The sequence below is a fragment of the Cutibacterium avidum ATCC 25577 genome, assembly GCF_000227295.1.
In the GTDB taxonomy this organism is placed as follows: domain Bacteria; phylum Actinomycetota; class Actinomycetes; order Propionibacteriales; family Propionibacteriaceae; genus Cutibacterium; species Cutibacterium avidum.
In genome coordinates this window covers 1,064,355-1,076,311 of sequence record NZ_JH165054.1, presented here as the reverse complement: position 1 = coordinate 1,076,311, position 11,957 = coordinate 1,064,355, and the positions used below count along the sequence as shown (strand labels likewise).

Sequence of the window (11,957 nt, the reverse complement as noted above, 5' to 3'; positions counted from 1 at the left end):
TGGTCCGCGTGAGGTTCAGTGCTCTTGCTCGGCCCACCACGCCAGCAGTGCGGCCTTTGCCTCGCCAGGAGTGTGCGGGCCTTCGTCGAGGCGGAGGTTGAGGAGGAACTTGTAGGCCTTGCCGACCGCTGGGCCGGGCTTGATGCCCAGGGTGGCCATGATCTCTTCGCCGTCGAGGTCGGGACGAATCGCAGCCAGCTCTTCCTTGGCGGTGAGGTCGGCGATGCGCCTCTCGAGGTCGTCGTAGGCGAATTCCAGCCGCTCGGCCTTGCGACGATTCCGGGTAGTGCAGTCAGAGCGGGTCAGGATGTGCAAACGCTCCAGTTGGTCGCCAGCATCACGGACATAACGACGCACCGCCGAGTCCGTCCACCCCTGGTCGCCGTAGCCATGGAAGCGCAGGTGCAGTTCGACGAGTTTTGACACATCCTTGACGACCTGGCTGGGATAGGTGAGGGCCTTGAGACGTTTGCGGGCCATCTTTGCTCCCACGACGTCGTGGTGGTGAAAGCTCACCTTGCCGCCGGGCTCGAACTTACGTGTCGGCGGTTTGCCGATGTCATGCAGCAGAGCAGCCAGACGACCGGTGAGGTCGGGCTCGTGACCGCGGCGCTTCTCGAGGTCGATGGACTGGTCTAGAACTGTCAGGGAATGCTCGTAGACGTCCTTGTGACGATGGTGCTCGTCGCGTTCTAGACGCAAGGCTGGCAGCTCGGGGAGCACATGGTCAGCGACGCCAGTGGCGACCAGGAGGTCGAGGCCCGCACGCGGGTGGTCAGTGAGGAGGGTCTTGGAGAGTTCGTCATGGACACGTTCGGCGGAGATGATCTCGATGCGTGGGGCCATGTCAGTCATGGCGGCACGGACCTCATCGGTGACGGTGAAGCCGAGCTGGGAGGTGAACCGTGCAGCTCGCATCATGCGCAGCGGGTCATCGCTGAACGACCGCTCTGGCGGGAAGGGAGTGCGCAAAACTCCCGCCACGATGTCGGCGAGTCCGGCGTAGGGATCGGAGAATGTTCGAGTCATGGCATGCAATGCCATCGCGTTGACCGTGAAGTCGCGACGGATGAGATCGTCCTCGAGGGTGTCTCCGTAGACGATCTCGGGCTTGCGGGAGTCAGGGTGGTACGCGTCTGCGCGGTAGGTGGTGACCTCCACCACCCAGTCGTCGATCTGGGCGCCGATAGTCCCGAAGGCTCGGCCGATGTCCCATGTCGCATGGGTGCAGCTGCGAAGAATTGCCTCCGTCGTGTCGGGGCGAGCGTCGGTGGTGAAGTCAAGGTCGTGTCCAAGACGGCCCATGAGGGCGTCGCGGACGGACCCCCCGACGAGATAAAGGTCGTGACCCGCCTGCGCAAAGACCTTGCCCAGTTCAGCGACCAGCGGCACCTGCTCAAAAAGCACATCGATGCGGTGTTGGAGCAGCTGCGGCACGGTCATCCCCGACTCATCGGGGGTTGGGTGCAGGGCGGTGGGCAGCGTCGAGGGGCTGTTGACGTTTTTTTCAGGCATGGCGGCAGACAGCCTACGCGACATTGGCTTTTGCGGCGGTCACGAAGCTGGCGAGCTGGAAGGGAAGTGCTGAAGCCAGCGTGATCGGAAACCGTGTCACGGGGATGGTCAACAGCCTTGTCAGGACAACTTGCGACCGCGTGAACTCTGGTGGTTGGTGCCGCGGGACTTGCCAATGCGGGCCAGGGTGCGCACTCGGGACCACTCGCAGAACAGGGAGAACAGCACGACGCACGCCAGCGTCACTCCAGCCGCCCAGCCGGGTAGATGACGGTACGCGGCCACCCACAACACGAGGGCAAGAACGCTCAGGGACAGGTAGGCGCGATTCACCATGACACCGAGTTTACGGGGTGTGACGAAAAGTGCCGACATCATGTGTGTCGGGCAGATCTCGTGACGAGGATCGATGCGACGCGGCGAAAATGTTCAGCGAAGGTCATGGGGCCAGTTTCGGGAGCCAACATGTCCGCATGCCATGCTGAGACCATGCGTCCTGATCCGAATGCACCTGTGGTTGTGGCCGTTGACTCGTTCAAGGGCTCTCTGAGCTCCGGCAAGGCGTGCCGGGCGGTACAGCGAGGGTTTTCCGCAGCTGACCCGAGGCGTGAGGTCATGACGATTCCAGTTGCTGACGGCGGTGAGGGAACTGTGGAGGCTGTTCTGGCAGCTGGGTTCCACGCCGTAACCGTCAAGTGCCACGGGGCGACCGGTGACCTTGCCGAAGTCGACTATGCCTTGCGCGACAACCAGGCAGTCATCGAGATGGCCACCTGTTGTGGTCTGGAGAGGGCTGACAGGGTGTCCGGACCACCGACCCCTCGACGCGGGTTGGTGGCATCCAGTCGCGGCCTCGGGGAGGTCATTGCGGCTGCGCTGCGCAGTGGAGCGACTGACATCACCGTCGGGGTCGGCGGCTCGGCCTCCACCGATGGCGGTGCGGGGATGCTGGAAGCCCTCGGGGTGCGCTTGCTCGACAAGAACTTGGCGCCCATTTCTCCCGGCGCAGCGGGGTTGCCGGAACTCTCGCGCCTCGATCTGTCCGGGTTGAACCGAAAGCTGTCGGGAGTGAAGCTGACCGTGGCATGTGACGTCACCTCACCGCTGCTGGGGCCGAGCGGTGCAGCAGCAGTTTTCGGTCCGCAAAAGGGACTGGACGAGGAAGGGATCGAGGTTGCTGAAGCTGGTCTGACCAGGCTCGCTGATCTCATGGAGGCGGCCATTGGTAGCGCGTACCGGGACGCCCCTGGCTCTGGTGCCGCTGGTGGAGTTGGCTGGGCGCTCCGTTGTCTGGGCGCGAAGTACCGTCCAGGAGCAGCTGCAGTGCTCGGATGGGCAAAGGCGGTGTCAAAAATTTCCGAGGCAGGGTTGGTCATCACCGGGGAGGGACGGATCGACCGGCAGACTCTCCTGGGGAAGCTCCCCGACACCATCCGCAAGATTGCTCTCGATGCCGGGGTGCCGGTGTGGGCAGTCTGTGGAAAATGCGACCTCCCCGGGGACAAGCGCGGGGCATTCCAACGAATCATCTGTTTGTCGGACATCGAGCCGGATCCGGATGAGTCGATGGCTAAGGCCGGATTGCTGCTCAGCCAGGCTGTGGAGCAGGCGGTGCGGGAGGAACTCGGACGCTGACCCTCTCCCCTGCTGACGACGCACGTTCGGCAGAGCCATCCACGACCATTCCCAGGATTTCGGTCTCACGGTCGGTGATGAGAGAGAGTGACCCCTTCACATCGCGGTGGCGGCGAGCCCCAGATCGATGTCCTCGGCAATGAGAATTCTCATCGTCATGCGCGTTCTTCCGTCACCCCGGTGACGGCGTTGGTGCCTTGAAGGGGAAAATCGCACCGGAGCGGGAAGTTGTTCTGGGATCGTTGGAAGAACCCTCAAGGAGTCGTGGCCACCGCCAATGTCCATGCCGTTGGTCAACGGGCAGCGGGCAAGAGCCGTGATGTCGTAGGCGGGGCTCCATCGTCCGATGGTGGGCATGGTGTCGCTCAATGGGATGAAGACGTTGTCGAAGAACGCCAGTCCGGTGATGACCAGACCAGGAACGTGCATGGCGACCTCGAGGCGTACGTTGTCCGGGCGGGTCAGGCCCAGGGGCATGTCGATGGTGGTCGACGGTGAAGGAGATGTCGTTCACCGCGTGAACAATTTCCCTGGCTGAGCGACAGAATGATTTCGACACGCCCTTGATGGTCAGCGGGGTGTGATTTTTCGTCATCAGCCGTTCCTGCCCTGTCGTTCCATTGGGAAGGACTCTTGCCGAGGGAGAAGTCCAGGACCGCATTTGAGAGTCGTTTCGGGGCACGGTGTCACACCATGGTGATGGCAGGTGTCATGTCGTGATGAAAACGGCCCGCCGGATCAAAAGGCTCCACGGATTCTCGCGGCGTCGAAAGCGTCCTTGCACTCACGGCGCAGGGCGCGCAGCACGTCATGATGCTGGTTCGCGATGCACTTCGTCATCACCTGGAAGGTCATGGTGTCGCCGGTGATGTCGCCGACTCCCAACACCAGGGGCTTGTCGAGCAGGGTGCCTTCGAATTCGACCGCAATATCGTCGAGGACCTTCCGGATGACCCGGATGACTTGATTCGGGTCCTCCAAGGCGTGCACCTTGATGTCGGTGAACGAGGTCGTCCATCCTTGAGTCACATTGCCGACCTTGGTGATTTCCCCGTTTCGAAGGTACCAGGCGGCACCGTTCCAGTCCCTGATTCGGGTCACGCGCAGGCCGACGTCCTCGATCAGGCCCTCCACCTCGTTGATCTTCACCGCGTCACCGACGCCGTACTGGTCCTCGAAGATGATGAAAAGTCCCGCCAGGACATCCTTGACGAGCGTCTGCGCGCCGAAGGCCAGGGCTACGCCGACGATTCCGGCGGAGGTCAGGATTGGGGTGATCTTGATGCCAATGGTGCTGAATCCCGACAGCAGGGCGACGATGATGATGATGGCAACGCCGACATTCGAGAGCAGTCCGCCGACGGTCGTCGTGCGCTGATTCTGCCTGTCGAGAGTCGCACCTGTCGCTTCGGCGAGGATGCGGCGGGTGCGCCCGGGCATGGTGGCCTCGCGCTTTTCCGAGCGCGACACCATGAGGCGAATCGTCCAGTCGACGCCCTTGCGTAGCAGCCAGCGGGCAACTATCGCAAGGGCGATGATGATGAGGATGTGGATCAGCGTGTCCCAGGTCCACACGTCGGATTTCAGCGGAGGCATGGTCTCCCTTCGCGGTCGGGTTCAGGTGACAGATGTGCTCTTGGTAACACTTCTACCTTCCCACTCCGGGCAAGAAAAAGCCCTCCCTAGACGCGTCCGAGCCATCAACATGACAGGATCAAGGCATGAGTGACGACAACGTCTCCCCTGCAGCACGCCTTCCCGGCGGTGATCAGCCGGCCGCAGAGCGACCGCTGGATCCGCAAGACCTGCCCGAGCATCTGGCCGAGCCGACACAGATGCCTTCGACTGGCCCTCAGGTTGCCCAGGCCGTGGTCGAGGCCGTCGGCGGCACTCCGCGCGCCGACGGCATGGTCGATGCCGCTGAAGAAGTTCGTATCGACGTCCTGTCCTTCGCGGACGCGCCTGCACCGGGATGGTCAACCTGGTCGACGGTGAGCTTGCACGCCGAGCCGAACTCAATAGCCCTTGTCGACGGGACCAGCAGTGACATTCGCGCCGAACTCATGGTCGTGGGCGCTCCCGGCTCCGACGTCATGGGCAAGGTTCTGGGGTCATGCGCCTTTGCGGTGCTGCGTGACCACTGGCCGATGGCCCCGGGAATTGTCTTCGGCGACGTCGTGTCGATGTACGCGCCGAATTCCACCACCCCGCACCTGATGTGGTGTCATCCATTCACCACCCCTCAACTCGACCGGGTGGAAATTGGTGATCTCAAGGTGCACTGGCTCCTGGGCGTCCCGATCACCGAGGCCGAACGTCAGTGGCTGGAGGTCAACGGCTTCGACGATTTTGTCGATCTGCTGGATGCCAAGGCGGTGAATTACACCGACCTGCAGCGTCCGTCGGCGGTGTGACGTCTCAGGCTGACTCCCGCCAGAGCACTTCGTTCGGTATGACGAGGTGGCGTTGGGGGAGTTCCTGACCGCGAATCTGTGCAACCACCATGTCTGCCAGGGCGGCTCCGGTCGCCCTGGCATCACTTCGTACGGTTGACAATGGCGGATCGCTGAGGGTCGCAGCCGGCGCATCGTCGAACCCGACGACGCCAACATCCTGCGGTACTCGCCGCCCAGCTTCGTTGAGGACGCGGATCGCACCGGTGGCGAGTAGATCGGAGGCCGCGACGACTCCGTCGAGATCCGGGTAGCGCTGGAGGAGCTCGGACATTGCCCGTTCGCCTGCGGTGAGGGTCCACCCATCGACCGTGGTGTGCCCGAGCGCGGCATTTCTCGCACCTTGGTGGAACCCGTCGAGACGCAACGGGGTGACTGGTGCCCAGGAAGGCCCACCAATGGCGACCACTTTCGACCGACCAGTGGCCACCAGCCGTTCGGTAATGGCTCGGGCGCCTCCGACGTTGTCCGTGTCAGCGGAGGGGATGTCCGATCCCGGGAATGGCGTCGATGCGGTCACGAGCGGGATATTTGTCGCCATGAGGCGTGCAACGAGCGGATCCTCGTTGGTCATGGCGACCAGAATCGCCGCGTCGAAGGATCCTCCGGCAATCAATGACCCCACACGTTCTGCCGAGCGAGGATCATCGACGAGGGCAAGCAGCATCTGGTAGCCGTGCTCCGACAAACGAAGATTCGCGCCGGATGCCATCGGGGACAGGGTCGGCTCGGTGTAGAAGACATTGACGTTCTCGCGAGCGACGAGGACCACGGTGTCAGTTGACTGAACCCGTAGTGACCTTGCTGCCCGATTGGGTACGTAACCGGTGGTGATGATCGCGTCAGCCACGGCACGAGCAGTTGCGGGGGCCACATTGGTGTGACCGTTGAGAACTCGTGACACCGTCGCATGGGATACGCCGGCCACCCGAGCCACGTCATGCATGGTGGGCCGACCCGTGTCCTCGCTCATCGGCAATCCTCCTTTTGTCCCCGGATCGTCATCGGCGACGCTCCGATTGTGGGCCCCCACTTGTCGGAGTGGGGTGACATGTCGTAATGTACACGTGTACACGACGTTTGTGGCGGACTCCAAGGCGGTCTCCCCCACACGCCGGTCAACATCCCGAGGATGCGGGCTCTCCGCGTCCCGACGCTCAAGGAAGAGGGTTGACATGATCACACGCCGTACTCGTCGGGTGGCCTCTGTGGCTGCGATGGTCGCCGGAACGCTCGTTCTCGGTGCCTGTGGCAGTTCTTCGGAGGGATCCGGGTCGTCGAGCCAGAGCGCTTCGCAGGCCGCTGCCACATCTGCGTCCGGCCCGGTCACCATTAAGTACCTGCATCGTCTTCCCGACGGCGAGGGCATGACGAAGGTTGCTGACGTCGTCAAGAAGTGGAACTCCGAACACCCCGACATCAAGGTCGAGACGACGAAGTTCCCGGGCAAGGCCAACGAGCTCATGCCGAAGCTCGAGGCCGACGTCAAGGCCGGAACCGCCCCTTGCCTGGTGCAGGCCGGATATGCCGAGGTTCCGGACATGTACGTCAAGGGCCTGGTCCAGGACGTCACCAGCGAGGCTGAGAAGTACAAGGACCACTTTTCCGTCGCCTACGGGCAGATGTCGGTCGGCGACAAGGTCGTCGGTCTCCCCCAGGACACCGGCCCGCTGGTCTACGTCTACAACGAGGCTGAGTTCAAGAAGCTCGGCATCGAGGTTCCGAAGACCTCCGATGAACTGCTCGCCGCTGCCAAGAAAGCCGCTGCCAAGGGCAAGTACATCCTCGGGTTCGAGCCCGATGAGGCCCAGAACTCGCTGTCCGCCCAGGCGGCTGCCGGTGGTGCCGTCTGGTACTCCGCCGAGGGTGACAAGTGGAAGGTTGACACCAACGGCGACAAGACCAAGGTCGTTGCTGACTTCTGGCAGAAGGCCCTCGACGACAAGAGCGCCCTCACCGACGCCCGTTGGAGCGACGCCTACACGAAGGCTCTCGTCAACGGAAAGCTCATCGGCAATATTGCTGCTGCCTGGGAGACCGGCTTCATGCTCGACGCCCTGGACAAGACGCCTTACAACGGCCAGTGGCGTGTGGCTCAGTTGCCGCCCTTCGGTGGCTCTGAGCTGACCGGTCCTGACGGTGGTTCCGGCGTGGCGGTGGTCAAGGGCTGCAAGTACGCCGCCCAGGCGATGCAGTTCAACGACTGGTTCAACACCCAGGTCGATGACCTTGCCACCCAGGGGCTGGTTCCCGCCGCCAAGGGCCAGGTAACCACCCCCGAGAAGATGAAGAAACAGTTCGGCGGACAGGACGTCATGGCTGAGCTCGCCAAGGCCAACGAGAAGCTCGCTCCTAAGTTCGGCTACATCCCCGGATTCGCCGTTGTGGGCACAAAGATGAATGAGAAGGCTGCCGATGCCGCAGCCGGCAAGGCCAAGGTCTCGGACATCTTCCAGACCGCTCAGGACACTTCGGTCAAGGCGCTCAAGGACGCCGGCCTTCCGGTCAACGAGTGATGTCGACTGGGGTCGGGATCAATTCCCGGCTCCAGATCCCATCTGTCGCATGACGAGCGCGGATCGGGAGGACGATTTTCGTCAGCTCGGGGCCTCTCGAGCTCCAAGAGGCCCCGACCCTCACCCCAGCAGACATTTTTGGTCCGCCACGGACGCGGTTCCCGGTGGTCGGCAATTGGCCACCTCACGAACGGTGCGAGACGATCCACACCGTGACAATTCCTCACAGGAGACGTCATGTCCTCAACCACGATGGCCAGTCGAAAGGCCAGACACGAGGCGCTGACCGGCTGGCTCTTCGCGTTGCCGTTCACCGTCGTCTTCATCATCGTGTTCATTGCCCCCATCATCGAGAGCATCCGGGCAGGCTTCCACAAGCAGGTTGCCGAAGGCGGTGGGCTGTTCGGTGGCGGCCAGACGGTGGAGAAATTCGTCGGTCTGCAGAACTTCCAGGAGGTGTGCACAAATCCGGCCTTCTGGCACGGTATTGGTCGTGTCATGCTCTTCGGAATCTTCCAGATCCCGATCATGATCCTGGCGGCGCTGTTCCTGGCCTTGGTCATCGACTCCCACTTGGTGCGCCATCCCGGATTCTGGCGCCTCTCCTACTTCCTGCCCTACGCGATTCCGGGCCTCGTCGGCGCAATCATGTGGACCTACCTCTACCTGCCCGAAATCTCCCCGTTCGCCGGGCATCTCGGCTTCAGTCTGCTGAGCTCCCACGTCATCCTGGGCTCAATGGCCAACATGACGACGTGGACGTTCACCGGCTACAACATGCTCATCTTCTTGGCCGCCTTGCAGGCCATCCCGTCGGATCTCTACGAGGCAGCTCGCATCGACGGTGCTTCCGGATGGCAGATCATGACGAAGATCAAGATCCCGATGGTTCGCGGTGCTGCGCTGTTGGCCGTCCTGCTGTCGATCATCGGCACCGTCCAGCTCTTCAACGAGCCGACGGTTCTGGCCACCGTGGCAACCTGGATGCCGCGTGACTACACCCCGATGATGATGGCCTACAACACCATGAACGGAAATATCAGCCCGAGTGGTGCCGGACCGGCCTCGGCAGTGTCCATCATGATGGCGTTGGTTGCTGGAGTGCTCGCAATGATCTATGCCCTCGTCCAGAGGAAGGCGGACTGACATGGCACACGACAAGACCGCCGTCACCAAGGACGGCATTCGCTATCGTCCGTCGCTGGCGGGGCTGCCGCCGCGCTCCATTGCTCCCTCCAAGACAGCTAGGACGATCACTTTCGTGATCCTGGCCTTCGTGGCCTGCTACTTCTTGCTTCCCATCATCTGGTTGGTCGTCGCATCAACCAAGAACAACACCGATCTCGTGAGCACCCCCGGATTCGCCTTCGGCGAGTTCAACTGGGCCACCAACTGGCATTCCCTGATGGCCTGGACCAAGGGGATGTTCCCGCGTTGGGTCCTCAACTCGCTGGTCTACTCGACCGTGGCAGGTGCTGTTGGGACGATCATTTCTGTCGCCTGCGGGTATGCGATGGCAAAGTTCCAGTTCCCGGGGCGCCGGGTGCTGCTCGTCGTCATCATGACCGGCCTGCTGATGCCGGTGGCACTGCTCACCGTTCCGCTCTACCTGTTGTTCATCAAGATGCATCTGGTCAATACCGTGTGGGCGATGATCATCCCGTCGATGGTGAGCCCCTTCGGGGTCTTCCTCGGCAACGTTTACGCCGATTCGTCGGTTCCGACTGAGCTTCTAGAGGCTGCTCGCATCGACGGGGCTGGCGAATTCCGAATCTTCTCCACGATGGTATTGCGCCTGCTGGCTCCTGCCATGGTGACGATCTTCCTGTTCATTTTCGTCGCCACGTGGAACAACTTCCTATTGCCGTTGATGATGATCACCAACGAGAGTCTGCAGCCGGTGACCCAGGGCCTCTACGGCATGATGGCCTACTTCGCCCCGGACAAGGGTGCCGTGATGCTGGCCTCTGTCATTGGTGTCATTCCGCTGGTGATTTTGTTCCTGGTGCTCCAGCGTTACTGGCAGTCCGGACTTGCCGCCGGCGCCGTCAAGGGCTGATGCCAGCTGGGGGCCGATAGGACTTCAGCAGCATGGATTCCATCCTCGGTGGGGTTCCCCCTATGGGGACCCTCGGACCGGTCAAGGGCAGCGTCGCGCCCTGAGGACGCTTGCTCCACCTGTCCCTTTCCTGCCGTGTATAAAAAACATCGGGCCGGTCACTGTCAATGCAGTGACCGGCCCGATACGTCGTTGGGGCGGCGAAAATCACTCAGCGGCGCTGGGGTGAGTCATGTCGGCGGGAACGACCCACTTGTCGAAGTCCTCCTCGCTCATGCCACCGATCGTCAGAGCGGACTCACGCAGGCTGATGCCCTTGTGATGCGCGTTCTTGGCGATCTTTGAAGCCAGGTCGTAACCGATGTGACGGTTGAGAGCCGTGACCTGCATGAGGTTCTTGTCGAGATTCTCCTTGATCTTGTCGGGGTTCGGCTCGATGCCGTAGGCGCAATGCTTGTCGAAGCTGATGCACGAATCGGCGATGAGGCGGATCGACTCCAGGCAGGCGTGAGCCATGACGGGCTTGAACACGTTGAGCTGGAAGTTGCCCTGAGAACCGGCGAAACCGACCGTCGCGTCATTGCCGAACACGCGGGTGGCGACCATCGTCATGGCCTCGCACTGGGTCGGGTTGACCTTGCCAGGCATGATCGAGGAGCCGGGCTCGTTCTCGGGGATGAGGAGCTCACCGATGCCGTTGCGGGGGCCGGATGCGTACCAGCGAACGTCGTTGGCGATCTTCATGAGAGCGTCGGCGAGAACTCGTAGGGACCCGGAGACCTGCACCAGAGCGTCGTGGGCGCTCAGTGCGGCGAAGAGGTTGTCGGCCTGCTTGAACTCGATGCCGGTCTCCTCGGTCGCATGCTTGGCGACGGTCGGGCCGAAGTCGGGGTGAGCGTTGAGGCCGGTGCCGACAGCGGTGCCGCCGATGGCCAGCTCGCGAGCGCGGGAGTCGGCGTAACGGATGCCGTCGAGGGCGAAGTCGATCTGGGCGACCCAGCCGCTGATGACCTGGCCGAGCCGGATCGGGGTGGCGTCCTGCAGGTGGGTGCGGCCAACCATCACGACGTCGTCGTATTTCTTGGCCTTCTCGTCGAGGGTGTCGCGAAGCTGCTGGACGGCGGGGTACAGGCGCTCATTGAGAGCGCAGACGACGGCGATGTGCATGGCCGTCGGGAAGGTGTCGTTGGAGGACTGGCCGCGGTTGACGTGGTCGTTCGGGTGGACCGGCTTCTTCGAGCCGCGCTCGCCCCCAGCCAGCTCGATGGCGCGGTTGCTGATGACCTCGTTGGTGTTCATGTTGGACTGGGTGCCCGAACCGGTCTGGAAGACGACCAGTGGGAACTCGTCATCGAGCTTTCCGGCGATGACCTCGTCAGCGGCCTGGACGATGAGGTCGGCGACGTCGCCCGGCAGCTCACCCAGTTCCTTGTTGGCCAGTGCCGCGGACTTCTTGAGGGTTCCGAGAGCACGGATCATGTCTCGGCCCCAGACGAAGGTGTCACGACCGATCTCGAAGTTGTGAAGGGAGCGCTGTGTCTGGGCGCCCCAGTAATGCTCGGCGGGTACTTCGACCTCGCCCATGCTGTCTTTCTCAATGCGCATCTCTGCCATGCCGCAAGCCTACTTTGCAGGTGGGTGACGGGACTGGGTGGGGTGTCGGGATTTTTCGTCAATGAGTACTGGTGGCGGGAATGACGCAGGGTGTCTACTCCTGACAAATGATCTGCCGGAATGTCACGGTTCCGTGGGGGGCACGGACGAAAACTGTCATCTCGC

General features: G+C 62.4%; 11 protein-coding genes. 5 read left to right on the top strand and 6 right to left on the bottom strand.

The window, feature by feature from the left end; genetic code table 11:
- Positions 1–15: 15 nt before the first annotated feature.
- Together HMPREF9153_RS04820 and HMPREF9153_RS04815 are read right to left on the bottom strand one after the other, a co-directional pair.
- A complete protein-coding gene (locus HMPREF9153_RS04820) occupies positions 16–1,515 on the bottom strand; it encodes a CCA tRNA nucleotidyltransferase (protein WP_023032122.1) in 1,500 nt (499 codons plus the stop codon).
- Between the two features lie 120 nt (positions 1,516–1,635).
- Positions 1,636–1,890, bottom strand: a complete 255-nt coding sequence (locus tag HMPREF9153_RS04815; RefSeq protein ID WP_036902130.1) for a hypothetical protein — start codon at positions 1,888–1,890, stop codon at positions 1,636–1,638.
- A 66-nt stretch (positions 1,891–1,956) separates the two neighbouring features.
- Here HMPREF9153_RS04815 and HMPREF9153_RS04810 point away from each other — a divergent pair, with 66 nt between their 5' ends.
- Positions 1,957–3,150 carry a glycerate kinase gene (locus HMPREF9153_RS04810; protein ID WP_021108107.1) on the top strand — a complete coding sequence of 398 codons (1,194 nt, stop codon included), beginning with the start codon at positions 1,957–1,959 and terminating at the stop codon, positions 3,148–3,150.
- A 96-nt stretch (positions 3,151–3,246) separates the two neighbouring features.
- On the opposite strand, the gene HMPREF9153_RS12705 is transcribed toward HMPREF9153_RS04810, so the two are convergent.
- Positions 3,247–3,627 carry a hypothetical protein gene (locus tag HMPREF9153_RS12705; RefSeq protein WP_004809948.1) on the bottom strand — a complete coding sequence of 127 codons (381 nt, stop codon included), beginning with the start codon at positions 3,625–3,627 and terminating at the stop codon, positions 3,247–3,249.
- A gap of 261 nt (positions 3,628–3,888) precedes the next feature.
- Positions 3,889–4,746 (bottom strand): mechanosensitive ion channel family protein, encoded by an 858-nt coding sequence (locus HMPREF9153_RS04800; RefSeq protein ID WP_004809946.1) that lies wholly within the window; start codon positions 4,744–4,746, stop codon positions 3,889–3,891.
- Positions 4,747–4,871: 125 nt separating this feature from the next.
- Here HMPREF9153_RS04800 and HMPREF9153_RS04795 point away from each other — a divergent pair, with 125 nt between their 5' ends.
- Entirely contained in the window at positions 4,872–5,564 is a 693-nt protein-coding gene (locus tag HMPREF9153_RS04795) for a suppressor of fused domain protein (protein WP_002526085.1), read from the top strand.
- Between the two features lie 4 nt (positions 5,565–5,568).
- Here the strand turns inward: HMPREF9153_RS04795 and HMPREF9153_RS04790 are convergent, their stop codons facing one another.
- Positions 5,569–6,549, bottom strand: a complete 981-nt coding sequence (locus HMPREF9153_RS04790; protein WP_174266658.1) for a LacI family DNA-binding transcriptional regulator — start codon at positions 6,547–6,549, stop codon at positions 5,569–5,571.
- A gap of 253 nt (positions 6,550–6,802) precedes the next feature.
- Here HMPREF9153_RS04790 and HMPREF9153_RS04785 point away from each other — a divergent pair, with 253 nt between their 5' ends.
- From HMPREF9153_RS04785 to HMPREF9153_RS04775, 3 genes are all read left to right on the top strand, one after another.
- Positions 6,803–8,119 (top strand): ABC transporter substrate-binding protein, encoded by a 1,317-nt coding sequence (locus tag HMPREF9153_RS04785; protein ID WP_174266657.1) that lies wholly within the window; start codon positions 6,803–6,805, stop codon positions 8,117–8,119.
- 252 nt (positions 8,120–8,371) lie between these two features.
- On the top strand, positions 8,372–9,265 hold the full coding sequence (locus HMPREF9153_RS04780) for a carbohydrate ABC transporter permease (protein WP_174266656.1): 894 nt from the start codon (positions 8,372–8,374) through the stop codon (positions 9,263–9,265).
- A gap of 1 nt (position 9,266) precedes the next feature.
- Positions 9,267–10,178 (top strand): carbohydrate ABC transporter permease, encoded by a 912-nt coding sequence (locus HMPREF9153_RS04775; RefSeq protein ID WP_004809933.1) that lies wholly within the window; start codon positions 9,267–9,269, stop codon positions 10,176–10,178.
- A 207-nt stretch (positions 10,179–10,385) separates the two neighbouring features.
- Here HMPREF9153_RS04775 and fumC read toward each other — a convergent pair whose 3' ends face one another.
- Complete coding sequence (gene fumC / locus HMPREF9153_RS04770; protein ID WP_004809931.1) at positions 10,386–11,792, bottom strand: class II fumarate hydratase; 1,407 nt, start codon at positions 11,790–11,792, stop codon at positions 10,386–10,388.
- Positions 11,793–11,957: the final 165 nt, after the last annotated feature.